Annotated in this window: 19 protein-coding genes; 14 read left to right on the forward strand and 5 right to left on the reverse strand. The window is 44.0% G+C overall.

All coding sequences use genetic code 11. The features are described from left to right. Nucleotides 1-136 precede the first annotated feature (136 nt). The 5 genes from AR335_RS07540 (at nt 137) to ald (ending at nt 5120) form a co-directional block, all read left to right on the forward strand. Entirely contained in the window at nt 137-1342 is a 1206-nt protein-coding gene (locus AR335_RS07540) for an argininosuccinate synthase (RefSeq protein ID WP_053357566.1), read from the forward strand. Then, a complete protein-coding gene (gene argH, locus AR335_RS07545) occupies nt 1339-2712 on the forward strand; it encodes an argininosuccinate lyase (protein WP_062233836.1) in 1374 nt (457 codons plus the stop codon). Before AR335_RS07540 ends, argH begins: the two co-directional genes overlap by 4 nt. A 74-nt stretch (nt 2713-2786) precedes the next feature. Further along, the gene (locus AR335_RS23800; protein WP_156316352.1) at nt 2787-2945 is read left to right on the forward strand and encodes a hypothetical protein; all 159 of its coding nucleotides are present in this window, start codon (nt 2787-2789) and stop codon (nt 2943-2945) included. A gap of 193 nt (nt 2946-3138) precedes the next feature. Beyond that, nucleotides 3139-3900 (forward strand): SDR family oxidoreductase, encoded by a 762-nt coding sequence (locus AR335_RS07550; RefSeq protein ID WP_062233839.1) that lies wholly within the window; start codon nt 3139-3141, stop codon nt 3898-3900. Nucleotides 3901-4001: 101 nt separating this feature from the next. After that, nucleotides 4002-5120 (forward strand): alanine dehydrogenase, encoded by a 1119-nt coding sequence (ald, locus tag AR335_RS07555; protein ID WP_062233842.1) that lies wholly within the window; start codon nt 4002-4004, stop codon nt 5118-5120. Between the two features lie 43 nt (nt 5121-5163). Here ald and AR335_RS07560 read toward each other — a convergent pair whose 3' ends face one another. Continuing rightward, entirely contained in the window at nt 5164-6264 is a 1101-nt protein-coding gene (locus AR335_RS07560; protein WP_199805088.1) for a M24 family metallopeptidase, read from the reverse strand. A 205-nt stretch (nt 6265-6469) separates the two neighbouring features. On the opposite strand from AR335_RS07560, the gene AR335_RS07565 reads away from it, so the two are divergent. The 3 genes from AR335_RS07565 (at nt 6470) to AR335_RS07575 (ending at nt 8865) form a co-directional block, all read left to right on the forward strand. Further along, nucleotides 6470-7147 (forward strand): metal-dependent hydrolase, encoded by a 678-nt coding sequence (locus tag AR335_RS07565; RefSeq protein WP_062233848.1) that lies wholly within the window; start codon nt 6470-6472, stop codon nt 7145-7147. A gap of 61 nt (nt 7148-7208) precedes the next feature. Then, nucleotides 7209-7463 (forward strand): hypothetical protein, encoded by a 255-nt coding sequence (locus tag AR335_RS07570; RefSeq protein ID WP_062233851.1) that lies wholly within the window; start codon nt 7209-7211, stop codon nt 7461-7463. Between the two features lie 85 nt (nt 7464-7548). Beyond that, nucleotides 7549-8865, forward strand: a complete 1317-nt coding sequence (locus tag AR335_RS07575) for a CBS domain-containing protein (RefSeq protein ID WP_062233854.1) — start codon at nt 7549-7551, stop codon at nt 8863-8865. 125 nt (nt 8866-8990) lie between these two features. Here the strand turns inward: AR335_RS07575 and AR335_RS07580 are convergent, their stop codons facing one another. Then, nucleotides 8991-9299, reverse strand: a complete 309-nt coding sequence (locus AR335_RS07580) for a YtpI family protein (RefSeq protein ID WP_053357574.1) — start codon at nt 9297-9299, stop codon at nt 8991-8993. A gap of 96 nt (nt 9300-9395) precedes the next feature. Here AR335_RS07580 and AR335_RS07585 point away from each other — a divergent pair, with 96 nt between their 5' ends. After that, the gene (locus AR335_RS07585; protein ID WP_053357575.1) at nt 9396-10346 is read left to right on the forward strand and encodes a DHH family phosphoesterase; all 951 of its coding nucleotides are present in this window, start codon (nt 9396-9398) and stop codon (nt 10344-10346) included. A gap of 39 nt (nt 10347-10385) precedes the next feature. Here AR335_RS07585 and AR335_RS07590 read toward each other — a convergent pair whose 3' ends face one another. From AR335_RS07590 to AR335_RS07600, 3 genes are all read right to left on the reverse strand, one after another. Continuing rightward, nucleotides 10386-10568: a hypothetical protein gene (locus AR335_RS07590; protein WP_053357576.1), complete on the reverse strand. Its 183-nt coding sequence runs from the start codon at nt 10566-10568 to the stop codon at nt 10386-10388. A 124-nt stretch (nt 10569-10692) separates the two neighbouring features. Continuing rightward, a complete protein-coding gene (gene ytrI, locus AR335_RS07595; protein WP_062233857.1) occupies nt 10693-11196 on the reverse strand; it encodes a sporulation membrane protein YtrI in 504 nt (167 codons plus the stop codon). A gap of 1 nt (nt 11197) precedes the next feature. Next, nucleotides 11198-11527, reverse strand: a complete 330-nt coding sequence (locus AR335_RS07600; protein ID WP_053357578.1) for a YtrH family sporulation protein — start codon at nt 11525-11527, stop codon at nt 11198-11200. A gap of 118 nt (nt 11528-11645) precedes the next feature. Between AR335_RS07600 and AR335_RS07605 the strand changes: the two genes are divergently transcribed. From AR335_RS07605 to AR335_RS07625, 5 genes are all read left to right on the forward strand, one after another. After that, a complete protein-coding gene (locus tag AR335_RS07605) occupies nt 11646-15038 on the forward strand; it encodes a DNA polymerase III subunit alpha (RefSeq protein WP_062233859.1) in 3393 nt (1130 codons plus the stop codon). Nucleotides 15039-15207: 169 nt separating this feature from the next. After that, on the forward strand, nt 15208-16446 hold the full coding sequence (locus tag AR335_RS07610; protein ID WP_062233862.1) for an NAD(P)-dependent malic enzyme: 1239 nt from the start codon (nt 15208-15210) through the stop codon (nt 16444-16446). Nucleotides 16447-16471: 25 nt separating this feature from the next. Next, the gene (locus tag AR335_RS07615; RefSeq protein WP_062233865.1) at nt 16472-17101 is read left to right on the forward strand and encodes a FadR/GntR family transcriptional regulator; all 630 of its coding nucleotides are present in this window, start codon (nt 16472-16474) and stop codon (nt 17099-17101) included. 30 nt (nt 17102-17131) lie between these two features. Further along, nucleotides 17132-17986, forward strand: a complete 855-nt coding sequence (gene accD, locus AR335_RS07620; RefSeq protein WP_053357582.1) for an acetyl-CoA carboxylase, carboxyltransferase subunit beta — start codon at nt 17132-17134, stop codon at nt 17984-17986. 2 nt (nt 17987-17988) lie between these two features. Beyond that, nucleotides 17989-18966, forward strand: coding sequence for an acetyl-CoA carboxylase carboxyltransferase subunit alpha (locus AR335_RS07625; RefSeq protein WP_062233868.1), 978 nt, complete (start codon nt 17989-17991; stop codon nt 18964-18966). Nucleotides 18967-18974: the final 8 nt, after the last annotated feature.

Consider the following 18974-nt stretch of genomic DNA (forward strand, 5'->3'; position numbering starts at 1 on the left):
TGAAAAAATACTCTAATGTTGTTATAGTGGTTTCAGAAGATATAATCTGAAGTTGCAGTGAGCAGCTTCTTTTATTTTTATTTATGAATGTATAAAAATTTATAATTAAGTATTTTAATGCAAAGGAGTTTTATAGATGGCAAATAAAAAAGTGGTATTGGCATATTCAGGCGGATTGGATACTTCAGTAGCAATTAAATGGCTTCAAGAAAAAGGATACGATGTGATCGCACTTGGTCTTGATGTAGGAGAAGGAAAGGACCTGGAGTTTGTTAAAGAGAAGGCTCTGATGGTTGGAGCCATCGAATCCATTAGCTTAGATGTAAAAAAAGAGTTTGCTCAGGACTATGTACTGCCGGCTCTTCAAGGCCATGCAATGTATGAAGGGAAATACCCTGTACTTTCAGCGCTTTCCCGACCGCTGATCGCTAAAAAATTGGTCGAGGTTGCAGAACAGTACGGAGCTCATGCTGTGGCCCATGGCTGTACCGGGAAAGGAAACGATCAGGTTCGATTTGAAGTTTCCATTTCTGCGTTGAACCCTGATCTTGAAGTCATTGCTCCTGTACGTGAGTGGGGATGGTCGCGTGATGAAGAGATTGAATATGCAAAAAAACATAATATCCCGATTCCTGCCACACTGGACAGTCCTTATTCTGTCGATCAAAACCTTTGGGGCAGAGCCAACGAATGCGGAATATTGGAAGACCCATGGGTGGCTCCCCCAGAGGATGCATATGATTTAACGGCTCCTCTGGAGGAAGCACCTGACACACCGGATATGATCGAAATTACATTTGAAGAAGGTGTTCCGGTAGCTTTAAATGGCATTCCTTACAGCTTGGAACAGCTGATCCAGCAATTGAATAAAGTGGCCGGAGCCCATGGCATCGGACGTATCGATCATGTGGAAAATCGTTTGGTGGGTATTAAATCAAGAGAAATATATGAATGTCCTGCTGCGGTTACATTGCTGAAAGCACACAGTGAGCTGGAAGACATCACGCTTGTGAAAGAAGTGGCACACTTTAAACCGGTCGTTGAGAAGAAGCTTACAGAAGTTATTTATGAAGGTCTTTGGTTCTCTCCAATCCGCCAGGCACTGCAAGCCTTTTTACAGGAAACACAAAAACATGTGACAGGTGTTGTACGTGTTAAGCTGTTCAAAGGGCATGCCATCGTAGAAGGCCGTAAGTCACCGTTCTCTCTCTATGATGAAAAACTTGCAACTTACTCAACACAGGATACATTTAACCATCAGGATGCTGTTGGTTTCATCTCCCTATGGGGGCTTCCCACAAAAGTGAGCAGCAAGGTGCAGCATAACGGGGTGAAAGTATGACAACTAAATTATGGGGAGGAAGATTTACCGAAGCGGCTGAACAATGGGTCGATGAATTCGGTGCGTCCATTTCATTTGATAAAGAACTAGTAGAAGAAGATCTCGCGGGAAGCATTGCCCATGTTACAATGCTTTCCAAATGCGGAATCATTACAGAGGAAGAAGCAGAGACAATCAGAGGCGGACTACAGACGCTGTTAAAAAAAGCACAAAACGGTGAACTGGAGTACAAAGTGGACTATGAAGACATCCATCTAAACCTGGAAAAGCTTTTGACAGACGAGGTGGGCCCTGTTGGCGGTAAGCTTCATACCGCAAGAAGCAGGAATGACCAGGTAGCCACTGACATCCACCTCTACATGAAAAAGCAGGTCTCTTCGTTCATCGAGCAGATCAATCAGCTTCAAACAGTATTAGTGTCTCTTGCTGAAGAGCACGTGGAAACCATCTTGCCAGGTTATACACATCTTCAAAGAGCTCAGCCTGTATCCTTTGCTCACCATATTATGGCTTATTTCTGGATGTTTCAGCGTGACAAGGAACGTCTTTCTGACAGCATGAAGCGTATCGATCTATGTCCTCTCGGTGCCGGTGCACTTGCGGGAACGACTTTTCCGATCGACAGAGCGTTCACAGCTCAGCTTCTGGGCTTTGAAGATATCTATCAAAACAGCCTAGATGCAGTAAGCGACCGTGACTTTTTGGTCGAGTTCTGCAGTAATGCTTCCCTTGTGATGATGCATTTGTCACGATTCTGCGAAGAGCTGATTCTTTGGTCATCTCAGGAATTTCAATTTGTTGAGATCAGTGATTCCTTTGCAACAGGAAGCAGCATGATGCCGCAGAAGAAGAACCCGGATATGGCTGAACTGATCCGCGGCAAAACAGGCCGTGTATATGGAAGCCTTACCACATTGCTTACGGTGTTGAAAGGACTTCCACTTGCTTACAACAAAGATATGCAGGAGGATAAAGAGCCTTTATTTGATGCGGTTACAACATTAAAGGGTTCATTGTCCATCTTTACCGGCATGATAGAGAGCATTACGGTCCGCCAGGAAAACATGCAAAAAGCGGTCTCATCCGATTTTTCCAATGCGACAGAACTTGCTGATTATCTTGTTAACAAAGGCATCCCATTCCGTGAGGCGCATGAAATTGTAGGTAAACTGGTGCTGACTTGTATCCAGAAGAACGTGTACCTGCTGGATCTTTCGTTTGATCAATACCTAGCGGCTTCATCTTGTTTTGAAAAGGATGTGTTTGATGTCCTTCAGGCGAAGACCGTTGTTTCTAGACGAAATTCCGCAGGCGGAACAGGGTTTGAAGCCGTTCGAGCTGCGCTTGAGATTGCTAAAACTAAGATCTGATTACCCAGATTGTGGCACACTATTTTCTCCTTCATTAGAGAACAATATGGTTAAAATCATGAAGGAGGATGAGCATGCCAGAAAAAAAACCAGCATCATTTGTGGATTTTGATCAGGAAAATGAAATTACCGTACAGCAGCAGATCAACGAATCCTACCAAAGCGGGGTAGTGGACTACCTCGATCAAGGAAAGTCTGAATCAAAAGCTGAAGATGAAGAAAGCCTCCAATAATTAGAAAGACAGAAAAAGCAGGATGACCTTTGTCATTCTGCTTTTTTTAATTTACCTTTTTGTCTGTATTTAATATCGGATCGCTATGGTCCTGAATAGACTTAGTTATGTGGAAATGGTTACAATGATAATGAAGTAGTAAGATAAGACATTCAGACATTATTATTACACGAGGCTTCTGGGAGGTGGAACGGTGAGGCATGCCATTGTTACAGCAGGATCTAAAGGACTGGGCAAAAAAGTGTCAGAACAGCTAATCAAGCAGGGGTGTTCCATCACTGTAAACTATCGAAGTGACGAAAATGCGGTGAGTCAGCTAAAGCGGGAATGGAAAAGCGATGAGGACCGGATACAGTTTATAAAAGGTGATGTGACAAAAAAAGAAGATATCCGGCACATTTGTGAATCAGCAATGGAAAGGTTTGGACGCATCGACTATCTCATCAATAATGCAGGTCCTTATGTGTTTGAACGGAAAAAACTTGCCGATTACGAAGACCATGAATGGTATGAGATGATCGATGGAAATCTGAGCTCCGTATACCATTTCCTCAAATTAACAATACCAGTGATGAGGAAAAATGGCTTTGGCCGCATCATCACCTATGGATTCCAGGATGCAGAATATACTCCTGGCTGGGTGTACCGTTCAGCCTTCAGCGCAGCGAAAGTGGGTCTCGTATCTTTAACAAAAACGATCGCGCTAGAGGAAGCAGAGCATGGCATAACGGCAAATATGGTCTGTCCAGGAAATATTATCGGTGACATGAAGGAAGCCGGAATTGAAGAAGCGAGAGTTTTAAAAGATAAAGACACTCCGATTGGACGTTCTGGCACAGGGGAGGATATCGCCCGCCTGATCGCGTTTCTCTGCGAAGAGAACTCAGACATGGTAACAGGCAGCATCATTTCAGCTACCGGGGGGCTCGATGTGATCAATAGGCATCGTAAATAATTAATTGGCTTTTATATTATTTTTTTAGTGGTATGTTAACAATAGACATTGACACGTTTTTACATAATTAATCATTGGCATACAATGAGGAGGATGAAAAAATGAAGATCGGTGTTCCTACAGAAGTGAAAAATAATGAAAACCGTGTGGCAATGACACCCGCAGGCGTCTTGAACTTAGTGGCTTCCGGCCATGAGGTATACATTCAGACCGGTGCGGGAGAAGGTTCGGGTTTTCATGACAGCGAGTATGAAAAGGCAGGAGGTACGGTTGTTCAGACCGCAGATCAGGCTTGGTCCATGGATATGGTCATGAAGGTGAAAGAGCCTCTTCCTGAGGAATACGGATATTTTAGGGAAGGACTCATTCTTTTCACTTACCTGCACCTTGCTCCTGAACCTGAGTTAACAAAAGCGCTGATTGATAACAAAGTAGTGGGCATTGCTTATGAAACGGTACAATTGCCCAACCGTTCACTTCCTCTTTTGACGCCAATGAGTGAAGTGGCGGGACGGATGTCTGCACAGATCGGTGCTCAATTCCTTGAGAAGCCAAAAGGCGGAAAAGGAATTCTGCTTGGCGGCGTACCGGGAGTAAAACGAGGAAAAGTAACCGTTATCGGCGGCGGTGTCGTCGGAACGAATGCAGCGAAAATTGCAATGGGTCTCGGGGCAGATGTTACGATCATTGATTTAAGCCCTGAAAGGCTAAGACATCTGGATGACATTTTTGGTGCGGAAATTAATACCCTGATCTCCAATCCTTTAAATATCGCACTGGCGGTCAGTGAATCAGACCTGGTGATCGGTGCAGTTCTTATTCCGGGAGCTCGGGCACCAAAGCTGGTTACTGAGGAAATGATCAAATCCATGAAGCCGGGATCAGTGATAGTTGACGTAGCCATTGACCAAGGCGGAATTTTTGAAACGGTAGATAAGATCACAACGCATGACAATCCAACCTATGAAAAGCATGGTGTTCTTCATTATGCTGTAGCCAATATGCCTGGAGCGGTGCCTAGAACTTCAACGATCGCTCTTACGAATGTAACCGTCCCATATGCCGTGCAGATCGCCAATCTGGGATATAAAGAAGCTTGCCGGAAAAATGAAGCTCTTTTAAAAGGAATCAATACATTGGAAGGGTATGTCACATACGAAGCCGTAGCAGAAGCTCATGGACTGGAATATAAATCTGTGCACGAGTTTATTGATAAATAAAGAAAAGCGGATCCTTTGCGGATCCGCTTTTTTATGTCTGTTCTTATTTAACGATTACCAGTTCTTTCGTAAACTGAGTGAGGCACTCATGGCCGTTTTCAGTGATATACACATCATCTTCAATTCGGACGCCGCCAACTTCTGGGAGGTAAATCCCTGGTTCGATCGTGTAGACCATGCCTTTGGTCAGCTTATCGTTATTTTTTTCGTTCATGGAAGGATGCTCATGAACATCAAGACCAAGGCCGTGGCCGATGCGATGCGGGAAATATTGGCCATAGCCGGCATCTTCAATCACTTTTCTTGCGGCCAGGTCGAGATCTCCGACACGGGTGCCTGGTTTACTGAGATCAAGAGATGCCTGCTGTGCTTTCTTAACGATTTCATAAATTTCTTTTTGCTTTTCAGAAACAGACTGATAAGCGACTGTTCTTGTAATATCTGAACAATATCCGTCCACGACTACACCAAGATCAAACAAGACAAAATCTCCGGGCTGGATCTCTTTCATTCCAGGGTTTCCGTGAGGCATGGCCGATTTTTCCCCTGCCAGAATGGTGGTTGAAAACGACATTTCTGCTGCTCCCTTTTTCTTAAGTGCGTATTCCACGGTTGCAACGAGTTCAAGTTCAGTAACGCCTTTTCCGATAGCGGCAATGCCCGTTTCTACTCCAAAATCTGCAAGACGGGCTGCTTCACGAAGAATAGAGATTTCGTCCTCGCTTTTGATCAGCCGCATGGCGTTCAGTTCATGCTCCACTGAAACGAGGGATGCATTAGGGAACAGGTTTAACAGCTGCATGCCGCGATGATAAGAAAGGTGTTCTTTTTCAACGGCGATGGAATCCACTGAAGTAATGCCTCGATCATTGATGCGTTCAGAAAGCATCTCCCAAGGGTTGTCAGTATCTGAGAAACCAATAATCTCGTGCTTCCATCCGGCGTTTCTTGCCTGCAGCTCTTCCATTCCGGGACAGACAAGAATTGGTTCTTTGTCCTGGAAAACAAAAACTCCTAGAAGGCGCTCGTGTGGAAAACACCGAAAACCGGACAAATAGTAAACATTGGCCGTTGACGTAACAAAAGCCCCTTGAATATTTTGTTCTTTCAGCCAAGTTGAGAGTGCTTCAATTTTTCGCATGATCTTTATCTTCCTTTCTTATGTATGACGGATTATATTGGTAACGGTGGAGATATCCTATACTTTCAATGTATCACTATGGATATGGGATGTAAACGAAGCCCCTCAAGAAAAGCGGCGTTTAAGGAGCAGAAAAAACGGAAATGAGAAGGAAATGAAGGTACTATTCCGAATTGTAGAAATGAGAAAGTAAAAGGAGATGTTGAAAATGAAGCTGACTTTTCACGGACAATCTGCGGTAGAGATCCAGACCGAAAAACATTCCATCTGGATTGATCCTTTTATTAAAGGCAATGATACTGCTGTGGTGGATATTGAGGATGTAAAGCCGGATGTCATCCTGCTGACACATGGACACAATGACCATGCAGGCGATGCGGAAGAAATCGCAAGAAAGAATAACAGTTTAATTGTTGCCCCATTTGAACTGGCTGAATATTTTGGAACCAAGGGGCTGAACGTCCATCCGATGCACATCGGAGGCGGCCATCAATTTGAGTGGGGCCATGTGAAATGGACCCAGGCTTTCCACGGCTCCAGCTTTACGGAAGAAGACGGCACGGTCGTATACGCCGGGATGCCTGCAGGTATCCTATTTACTGCTGAAGGAAAGACCATCTATCATGCAGGTGATACAGCTTTATTTTCGGATATGAAGCTGATTGGTGAGAGAAATAATGTTGATGTGGCGTTTTTGCCGATCGGTGACAATTTTACGATGGGGCCGGAAGACGCTGCCACAGCTGCTGAATGGGTGAACGCCAAGATTACGGTGCCGATCCATTATAATACGTTCCCACTCATCGAGCAGGATGCTGATCAGTTTGTATCTTCTTTAAAAGTGGAAGGTAAAGTTCTGAAACCGGGTGAATCCATCGAAAGATAGCTGTATGTTTAGTCTGCCTCCTTGTCATGATGCATAAGCATGGGATAAGGAGGTTTTTATTATGGCCAGTAACCGTACGTTAAAAGCTTTATCTCTGTTGGCGCTTCTTGTATATGGAATACCCCACCTGCATTTTTCAAAGTCCGGCAGTCCTTCTTTTGTATTTTCTGTCATTTGGCTCACATTTGCTTGCATTGCTTTTATAGCACAGACGAAAGGTTTTTGGATGGCACTGGGGGAATTATTGGAAGATCCAAAACAGCGCAAGAGTGAATATAATGAGGATTCTAGGGAAACCCGCCTTAAGAATTATTGAGTTTCTGTTTTAATGTCTGTATAATCTGTATTAATCAATCTTAGTAGAACAGATAAAACAGAAGCCAAAGGAACGGTGGAAAAACGTGGCTACCAAACATGAGCAAATTATTGAATATATTGAGTCTCTTGAGATCGGTTCCAAAATCTCGGTCCGGCAGATAGCAAAAGCCTTATCTGTCAGTGAAGGTACAGCTTACCGGGCGATCAAGGAAGCTGAGAACCAGGGAGTCGTCAGCACGATTGAACGGGTGGGGACGATACGGATTGAGCGGAAGTTAAAAGAGAACATTGAAAAACTGACCTTTGCCGAGGTTGTTAATATTGTGGACGGCCAAGTGCTTGGCGGCAGGGAAGGATTACATAAAACACTGAACAAATTTGTCATCGGTGCGATGAAGCTCGATGCCATGATGAAATATGTCGACCCGGGCAGCCTTCTGATTGTCGGGAACCGGGAGAAAGTCCATGAGCTGGCACTGAACGCCGGGGCAGCTGTACTGATCACGGGTGGGTTTGACACGACAGAAGAGGTGAAAAGGCTTGCTGATTCACTTAAGCTTCCTGTCATTTCAACGAGCTATGATTCATTTACAGTAGCAACCATGATCAACAGAGCCATCTATGACCAATTGATCAAAAAGGAAATCGTTTTGGCTTCCGATATTTTGATACCGGCTGAGAACACCCATTTGCTGACCACAGCAGATGACATAGAAAAGTGGTATGAGCTGAATCATGAAACCAAGCATAGCCGGTACCCTGTCATTGACAGTCAGATGAAGGTAGTCGGCATTGTTACGTCAAAGGATATTATTGGAATGGACAGGTATACACCCGTTGACAAGGTCATGACCCGTTCGCCGATCACAGTGAACCATAAGACTTCGGTAGCTTCCTGCGCTCACATTATGATCTGGGAAGGGATCGAGCTTTTACCTGTAGTTAATAACAGCCAAAAACTGCTTGGGATTTTGACACGGCAAGATGTCCTGAAATCTTTGCAGATGATTCAAAAGCAGCCTCAGGTCGGTGAAACGTTTGACGATCTGATCACCGCTTCCATCTCAGAGGTTAAAGATGGACAAGGCCCAAAGTATAAATTCGAAGTGACTCCGCAGATGACGAATTACCTGGGGACGGTATCCTACGGCGTTATGACAACACTGGTTATTGAAGGGGCAAGCCGGGCACTGAGAAAGATAAAAAAAGGCGACATTGTCGTCGAGAATCTAACGTTCTATTTTATCAAACCTGTGCAGATGGAAAGTATGATTGAGATTGTTCCGCGGGTACTTGAGGTCAGCAGAAAGTTTGGAAAAGTGGATGTTGAGCTCTATCATGATGGAGCGGTCGTTGGCAAGGCGCTGCTCCTGGCACAATTGATCGGTCACCGGTCATAATAAGAAAAGCGCAAGCGCTCATGTTTTGGTCCGGCAAGCGCTGAAGCTGGACACTACTTCTTTGTCTTAAATTCAAAAAAAAGGATGGCTCAAGCTTGTATTCACTTGAGTCACCCTTTTTTTATTCATTGAACCGAACGGGAATTCTCTGCTTCCTCAATGGCCAGGGGAAGAAAATGCTTGTACATTTTATATCCGGCAACCATCATAAACAAGCCGTACACTGAAAAAACGATAGCGATCCAAAGCTGGATTTTGTCATCCACCATCGTGAATTCATTCAGTCCGAATGAAAGTAAGAATACGCCCAATGCCACTTTTGCTTTAGAACCAATCCAGCTTTTTTCATAGGAAGCTTTAGATCGGACTTCTTTTACTTTATAAAAGATGTAAAATGAAAGAGAAACCACAATTAAAATTACAAATAACGGCATATTTCTTCTGACCTCCATGTTAGTAATCCTATTCCATTGTAATCGTTGAAGAAAAGAATTGCCAGAAGCTTAGGAAAGAAAAGGGAGAGATATTCGATGAAAGACAAGATACTGGAAATGATTAAAGCTTACGATAAAATCATTATACACCGGCATATACGGCCAGATCCGGATGCACTTGGTTCACAGGGAGGACTTGCCGAGATCATCAAAGCAAGCTTTCCGAAAAAAGAAATTTATCTAACTGGTGAGGAAGATCCTTCACTAACCTTTCTCGTGAAAATGGATGAGATTACAGATGAGACCTATAAGGGTGCGCTGGTCATTGTCTGTGATACAGCAAATTCACCACGAATCAGTGATGAACGGTTTAAACTGGGAGAGAAACTGATTAAGATCGATCATCATCCGAATGAAGATCCATACGGCGATGAGATATGGGTCGATACGGGGGCCAGTTCCGTGAGCGAGATGATTTATGAATGGTACGAACATGGGAAGGAAAAAGGACTGGTTTTAACCAAGGATGCTGCACGTTTGCTGTACGCGGGAATTGTAAGTGATACCGGCCGATTTTTATACAGCAATACGACTGTGAAAACCTATTATGCAGCAGGAGAACTCGTAAAGAAAGGGATCAATCCTCAGGAGATATTTGATAATCTTTATAAAGTTCATGAGAATACGGCAAGGCTGAATGGTTATGTTCTGCAGAACTTTAAAATTATTGATGGATGCGCAGGGTATATTCATCTGCCGGCGGAGATTTTAAAAGAGTATGGCGTTACGGTCAGTGAAGCTTCTTTGCTTGTCAACGCGTTTGCCAATGTGGAAGGAATGCTGGCGTGGGTGTTTTTCGTTGACGAGCCCGGACAGATCAGAGCACGGCTTCGCTCTAAAGGGCCAGTGATCAATACGCTTGCGATGCGTTATAACGGGGGAGGGCATCCGAGAGCATCAGGTGCTACCATCTACAGTGAAGAAGAATCAAAACGACTGGTCCAAGACCTGGTAAAGCTATGCAAAGATTATCAATCTGCAAACTAAAAGCAAACAAAAAGACCCTGCTAGTCAGGGTCTTTATGTTTAGGATTTTTCCGGGATGAACCATGAACCGATATCCGTCACATCTTCATGAACGGGAATATTCAGCTTCATCAGTTCTTTTTTTATGAGTTCGGCTACTTCTTTTGTTTCGGCAAAGGCAGAAAAACCGTTCTGTATTTTTTTGACCTGCTCACGCGCGATTTCTTTACGATTAATAATCAAGCAAAATACCCCCTCTGTCTTGCTTTCTTTTCTTATATTTTAAACAATCCTGCATAAAAATGCTATCAGATTGTTTGAATTGTCACAAAACAGTAAAACTGGATTATTTTCAGGACATGCCGGTTCATCCTTCGGGTATGATTTTCACATGAACTTCCACGGTTGTGTATAAAAATAACTGATCGACGACAACTTTGTATTTTTCGCCATCAACTACATAGTTCTTGTTTTCAATCGCCTTATAGAGGAGCATCCGCGTTTTATAAATGGATTCAATATCTTCTCCAAGCAGGTTTTCAAGCTGATCCTGCACAGATTCAGAGATCTCGTAAATCGTTAATTGTGAAAGTTTAAGTGTATGATTGTTGGTGACGAATACTTTTATTTTTTGTACGCGCAGCTTTTTTTCATTGTCTTCGTTGCTTTTTTCATAGGTGCTCTTCCACTGGGCGATCTGCTCTTTAAGATCAGCGATATGATGGGATTGTTCCTTTATCGTGCTGACGTAATGTTCGACAGTCATACCGTACTGCATTAAGAAAAAGAGCCATCCGATAATGAATCCCAGCATTATTCCTGAAAAGAAACGCTGATAGCCTTTTCGGTTGAAATAAGGAGGAATTCTCATGTTAGTTCAAATTCTCCTGAGTCAGCCATTGCAGCAGCAGCATCGCTGTGTTGGCACCTGCCATCGCGATGAAAATGATGACCAGCTGTTTCACAATTTCATAGGTAGCACCGTTTAAAAAACTGCGCTCAAAGTTTGTTATGGTATCAAACGTACCGCCCATTGCAGCAACAATTGCCCAGATCTTCAGCTTTTTGGCCAGGTCGACTGTTTCCATCAAGGGGGCTTTTCCAACAAGAAAAGAAGCAAGGCCGCCGATGATGGCTCCTCCAAGAATGACGCCGAATGCAATAAAAAAAGTAATAATGATCGTGGACAGAAAATCCCTCATACGCCATCCTCCCTTTTGTATTATTTTTATGGACACGCTGAAGGGAATATGCATGTTTTCTATACGTTAGGATGATGTATTATAATAAGAATTAAATGAGATGTTAGGAAGTGGTGCAATGACATTTGTTCCGTTGCATATACATACAGAATACAGTTTGCTTGAAAGTTCCTGCCGGCTGAAGCCGCTTATTCATCGGGCAAAGGAACTTGGATTCCGTGCTCTTGCCATCACGGATAAGCTGAACATGTACGGGGTTATCCCTTTTTATAGAGAATGTATGAAGCAGGGCATCAAACCGATTATTGGGCTTGAGGTAAATCTCCTGCTCAGCCCAGTGTTTGACAAACGGCAAAAACCGGAGATCGGCAAGCTCCTGCTTTACGCCAGAAATAATGAAGGATATCAGAACTTATTGAAGATCAGCACGAAACTCATGCAAGAAACGTCTGCGGTGCCCGCATTGCAAAAAGACGTGCTGAAGGGCCATAATGGCGGGCTTCTGGCCATTTCTTCCGGAGCAGAAGGGGAAATTCAGCAGTTTATCGCAAGGGGAGAAGAAGACAGGGCGAAAGAGGCTTGCCGGCTATACCGGAATTGGTTTGGCCCTCATTTTTATCTAGGGGTAGAGGACCATGGAACAGGAAAAGAAAAAAATATAAATTTTGAGATTGAACATTTTTCGAAAGAAGAAAATATTCTTCTCGCAGCCACCCATGAAACATACTACATTCATCCAGAAGAAGCCGAATCACACGAAGTGCTGCTCTGCATCAAGAACGGGCAGAAGCTCAATGAACCAGAGCGGGAAGTTCTGCCGACAGAGGAGTTCTATTTGATCTCTTCTGAGGAAATGCAACGGCGGTTTAATCATCTGGCTGGTGCCATTGACGCAACCGCGAAGATTGCTGCCGACTGTAATGTGGAATTGGCGTTCGGCCAGCAGCTGATTCCCGAGTTTCCACTTCCTGAAGGCACTGATTCTTCAGTATATTTGAGAGAGCTTTGTCTGCAGGGTGCAGCAGTACGATACGGTGAAACAAATGAAAAGGTACTTCAACGGCTCAATTATGAACTGGACATTATCCATAAGATGAAGTTCGATGATTACTTTTTAATCGTCTGGGATTTTATGAAATTTGCCCATGGATCAGGAATGAAAACCGGTCCGGGGCGGGGATCAGCAGCAGGGTCGCTCGTAGCTTATGTATTGCGTATTACGGACGTTGACCCGATTAAGCATGATCTCCTGTTTGAACGGTTTTTAAATCCTGAAAGGGTCACGATGCCCGATATCGATATTGATTTTCCGGACATCAGAAGAGATGAAGTGCTTCAATATGTAAAAGAAAAGTATGGGAATGAGCGTGTAGCACAGATTATTACGTTTGGGACACTCGCGGCAAAAGCAGCGATCCGTGATACAGCAAGAGTGCTTAATTTGCCGGGAAACTTGGTGGATTCGGTATCCAGGCAGATTCCTTCTCGTCCAGGGATGACCCTGTCAAGGGCAGCAGAGGAATCATTCGGACTGCAGAAGCAGATAAAAGAATCACCTCAGGTCCAAAAACTCCTTGAAGTTGCAGGCACGCTCGAAGGGCTGCCCCGTCATGCTTCCACCCATGCGGCGGGCGTTATTATCAGCGGCCGACCGTTAACCGAATACACTCCTCTGCAGGCTGGAAATGAAGGAATTCCTCTGACTCAATTCAGCATGGAATGGCTTGAAGAGATCGGACTGCTGAAGATGGATTTTCTTGGACTGAGAAATCTTACCTTGCTGGAAGAAATATGCTCGCTGGTACAGAAAGGAACAGGAAGGAAGATCAATCTTAGCGAAATTCCTTTTAATGATTCATCTACATTTGAAATGCTGAGCAAAGGAGATACGACTGGCATTTTTCAGCTGGAATCAGACGGGATGAGAAGGGTGCTTCAGCAATTAAAGCCGACAGAATTTGAAGACATCGTGGCAGTAAATGCGCTTTACAGGCCGGGTCCGATGCAGAACATCCCGGATTATATTGCCGGAAAACATAAACAGCGCAGTGTGGAGTACCGCCATCCCGATCTTGAACCGATCCTGAAACCCACTTACGGAGTTATCGTTTATCAAGAACAGATCATGAAAATTGCTTCGGAAATGGCAGGTTTCTCTCTTGGTGAAGCTGACCTTCTGAGGCGAGCGGTAAGTAAAAAAAAGCGGGATGTACTCGATCGGGAACGGGAGCACTTTGTGCGGGGCTGTCTAACAAAAGGACATGATGAGCATACCGCGAACGGCCTCTATGACTTAATCGTCCGGTTTGCGGATTACGGATTTAATAGAAGCCACGCTGCAGCATACAGTGTCATCGCCTACCAGCTTGCTTATCTAAAATCCAATTACCCGCTCTACTTTATGGCCGCTCTATTATCAAGCGTCACCGGCAATCCTGAAAAAATTGAACAATACATTAAAGAATGTGCAGAGAAAAACATCACGGTAAAGCCTCCTTCGATTATTAGCAGTTTTCTCCATTTTACTGTTGAAGGAGATTGTGTTAGATTTGGTCTGTTGTGCATAAAAAACGCCGGTTATCAAGCAATTAAACATGTTATTGCCGTAAGGGAACAGCATCCGTTTCACGATTTGTTCGATGTTTGTGCCTTTTCTCCTGCCAAGGCTGTAAACAAGCGCACGCTCGAATCGTTGATCTTCGCGGGAGCGCTTGACGATTTTGGACAGGATAGAGCTTGTCTTCTCGCCTCTTTGGACCGGGCGATAGAGTATGGAGATAAAGTGCAGGCTTATCGTGAAGAAAATCAATTTCAGCTGTTTGAAGAACAGGACAGCATCAGGAAGCCGGAATATGTGGAAGTTCCTCCTTTTCAAGAGACAGAACGCTTGAAGTTTGAACAAGAGGCGCTCGGGTTTTATCTATCCGGCCATCCTCTGAAAAAATATCAGCCTGTCCTTGACAGATTCAGTGCCGTTTCGATCGGGCAGGCGCTAAGGCAAAGTGCCAAATCCGCAGTACGTTTAGGCATCATGGTGACCAAAGCAAGAACCATTAAGACGAAAAAAGGCGAACTGATGGCTTTCTTATCGGGAAGCGATGAGTCTGGAGAAATAGAATTTGTCGTCTTTCCTAAGGTTTACAAAGCCTATCACGAACTTTTGCAGAAAGGTGAATTTCTGCTAGTTGAAGGTACTCTTGAGGAGAAGGAAGGAGTAAGGCAGGTACTGCTTAATAAAGCGGGACTGCTCTCCTCCCTCAATGAACGGGAAGAAGTTCAAGAACTACAGCAAGTGCTGTATTTAAAAATACAAGAGAATCCCTCTTCTACCCGCTTGAATCATCTCAAGGATCTTCTGCGTTCCAGCCATGGAAATGCCGAAGTCATTCTGTATTATGAACAGGACCGCAAAAGCGTAAAGCTATCCCAATTGATTGCCCCCACCACAGAGCTTCTCTCGAAAATTAAAGAGCTTATTGGGGCTGAAAACGTGGTTTTAAAAGGGAAGTAATGTCTTTACAGCCTGCATGCATCTGTTATAATAAATAAGTCAATGAATGGTGGTCTGACCACCAATTAGATTGTTTTATGATGGATATAAGCACACATTGCCAATTAAGGACATTGCTTCACCAAACCATTTGATATTACTTAACTTAATAAAATTAGGAGATGAAATGATGTCTATTTTACGAGAAGAAGCCCTGCATATGCACAGAGTGAACAAAGGAAAGCTGGAATCTACTCCTAAAGTTCCTGTCAGAAATGCAAAGGATTTGAGTCTTGCTTACTCTCCGGGAGTGGCAGAGCCGTGCAAAGATATCTATGATGACAAGTCCAAGGTCTATGAATATACGATGAAGGGCAATACTGTTGCTGTAGTTTCTGATGGTACAGCTGTTCTCGGACTGGGAAATATCGGTCCGGAAGCAGCATTGCCGGTCATGGAAGGAAAAGCAGTTCTTTTCAAAAGCTTTGCGGGCGTAGATGCGTTTCCGATTTGTCTGAACACAACAGATGTGGATAAAATTGTTGAGACCGTAAAGTTTCTTGAGCCTACATTCGGCGGTGTAAACCTGGAAGATATCGCAGCCCCTAACTGCTTTCTTGTGGAAGAACGTCTGAAAAAAGAGACCAATATTCCGATCTTCCATGATGATCAGCATGGTACAGCGATCGTTACATTGGCAGGTCTCGTTAACGCACTTAAACTCTCTAATCGTTCGATGTCAGAGATTAAAGTTGTCGTTAACGGCGCCGGAGCTGCAGGTATCGCTATCATTAAGCTGCTGGACCGTTTCGGTGTAAAAGACATCGTGATGTGTGATACTAAAGGTGCGATCTACGAAGGCCGTCCTTTTGGAATGAACAGTGTAAAAAGCGAAGTGGCCAAGTTTACTAATCGTTCCAAAAAAGAAGGTTCACTTAAAGAGGTTATTGACGGAACCGATCTATTCGTCGGAGTATCCGTTGAGGGAGCACTGACTGAAGAGATGATCGGTTCCATGAATGAGAACCCAATCATTTTTGCGATGGCTAATCCGAATCCGGAAATTATGCCGCAGAACGCCAGAGCAGCAGGCGCGATGGTAATTGGTACAGGTCGTTCCGATTTTCCTAACCAGGTTAATAACGTGCTAGCCTTTCCAGGGATTTTCCGGGGTGCTCTTGACGTAAGAGCAACGCACATAAACGAAGAAATGAAGATTGCCGCGGTTAACGCGATTGCTAATCTTGTTGCCGAAAGTGAATTAAATCCGGACTATGTGATTCCGGCTCCATTCGATCCGCGTGTTGCGCCTGCTGTTGCAGCAGCCGTTGCCAAAGCAGCTATGGAAACAGGAGTTGCACGGATTAAAGTAGATCCTGAGAAAATTGCTGAAAAAACGATGCAGCTTTCATTGATTGGAAAAGAATAAAAGGTTCTCAGGGGAGGCTGGACAGTTGTCAGGAACATCTGAAAAAGTCTATGTTGAGATCATAAAGAAGATTAAAACGATTATTGAAGAAGATAACCTTCAGGCCGGTGACAAGCTGCCGTCAGAACGTGAACTCACAGACCGTCTGCATGTTGGACGGTCTTCCGTAAGAGAAGCTTTAAGGTCTCTGGAGCTTCTTGGACTGATTGAAACGAGAAGGGGAGAGGGCACGTTCATAAAGCCCGCTACAGGCCACCGGCTTGTAGAGGTTCTTGCTTCGTTTATTTTGCACGACAAAAAAGCGAAGCAGGATCTCTTAGAAACAAAATCGATTATCATCCGTGATTGTATAGAACTTGCTGTACAACGAATCAATGATGCAGATGTTGAAAGCCTGAATGATTTGCTTCAACAAATAAACGAAGTGGATCATCCCAATCAACTTCAGCAGCTTTCTTATCAATTTAAGGATACTGTGATTAAATTATGCGATAATCATTTGCTTTACAGGCTCTGGATTGAATTGTCCGGTTATGGTTTATCGCTGCATGGGAATACATTTCTTCTTGACTCAGGGGAATGCTCACAGATTGTGGAGCATTTAATAAACGGGGACAGCAAGAAAGTCATTCAGCTAATGTCTAGTGAATTGTGACATTAAGTTTATAGTATAGGTGGTGTTATTTTGTTAAAGGATTTTTTCGCCAAGAAGAAGAAATATGCCACAATTCCAACCGAAAAAATGAAACAGGATGTGCCTGAGGGACTCATGACCATGTGTCCTGAATGCAAACACATTATGTACACAAAAGAACTGAAAAAGAATCTGCTCGTATGCCAATCCTGCAACTATCATTATCCGATGTCCTCTTATGAGAGAATTGGAAGCCTTGTAGATGAAGGCAGCTTTACAGAATACGATCAGGATATGGTCTCAGTAAACCCGCTTGAATTTCCGGGTTATCTTGAAAAATTAGACAGTGACAGAAAAAAAACAAAGATAAACGAAGCTGTTGTTACAGGTGACGGCACGATTAACAGCTATCCGGCCGTTATCGCTGTCATGGATTCACGCTTCAGGATGGGCAGCATGGGATCGGTCGTTGGAGAAAAAATTACACGAGCGATCGAACAAGCCATTGAAAAAGAGATTCCATTTCTCATTTTCACTGCCTCCGGAGGAGCCAGGATGCAGGAAGGAATTCTTAGCTTAATGCAGATGGCCAAAACAAGTGTGGCACTTAAAAAGCTGAGCGACCGGGGACTGTTATTTATATCGGTCATGACGCATCCGACTACCGGCGGCGTTTCCGCAAGCTTTGCATCGGTTGGAGATTATAATTTTGCAGAGCCTAAGGCATTGATCGGTTTTGCCGGCCGCAGGGTCATCGAACAGACCATTCGCGAAGATTTGCCAGAAGATTTCCAGACATCAGAGTTCTTGCTTAAGCATGGACAGCTCGATAAAGTTATTCCAAGAGACGAAATGAAAGATACATTGACTACAGTATTAAAAATCCATTCAGGAAGGGGGGAATAGACATGGTCGGAGAATTAGAATTCGAACGTCCTATCACAGAGCTTAAAAAGAAAATCGCTGAGTTAAAGTCATTCATGCAGGAAAAAGGCATCGATTTAACTGATGAAATCAGCTCTTTGGAAGAGAGGCTGAGCGCTCTTCAAAATGATACGTATGAGAATATGACTCCATGGGACCGTGTACTAGTTGCCCGCCATCCTGAGCGTCCAACAACACTAGACTACATCCCTTCCCTGTTTACAGACTTTATTGAGCTTCATGGGGACCGTCTGTTTGGTGAAGATGAAGCCATTGTCGGCGGTATCGGAATGTTCCATGGCCAGCCGGTAACGGTGATCGGACAGCAGCGCGGAAGAGATACGAAAGAAAACATCAGAAGAAACTTTGGGATGCCGCATCCGGAAGGTTACCGCAAAGCTCTTCGATTGATGAAACAGGCTGAAAAGTTTTCCCGCCCGGTCATTTGCCTTCTTGATACGAAAGGAGCATTTCCCGGGAAGTCAGCTGAAGAAAGAGGACAGAGCGAAGCGATCGCAAGGAACCTTATAGAGATGGCAGGGCTTACTGTACCGATCATCTGCATCATCATCGGTGAAGGAGCCAGCGGCGGGGCCTTAGCCCTTGGAGTAGGGAATCATGTTCATATGCTGGAAAACTCCTGGTACTCCGTTATTTCTCCTGAAGGAGCCGCTTCAATCCTTTGGAAAGATTCTACAAAAGCAAAATTGGCTGCAGAGTCTATGAAAATTACAGCTCCTGATCTAAAGAAACTTGGTGTAATCGACGAAGTGATCGAAGAAGTTAAAGGCGGCGCCCATCATGATTCTGCTGAACAGGCAAGGCGTATCGATGCTGTTTTACAGCAATCACTCTCCAACCTCCAAAAAATGTCAGAAGAAGAGCTTGTTGAACAGCGATATGAAAAATACAAAAAAATGGGACAATTTACGTTTGTAAACGGTTCCATTGCGATGAAATAAGGAATGTG

Origin of the sequence: Fictibacillus sp. FJAT-27399 (assembly GCF_001510655.1) — a bacterium.
In the GTDB taxonomy this organism is placed as follows: domain Bacteria; phylum Bacillota; class Bacilli; order Bacillales; family Fictibacillaceae; genus Fictibacillus_C; species Fictibacillus_C marinisediminis.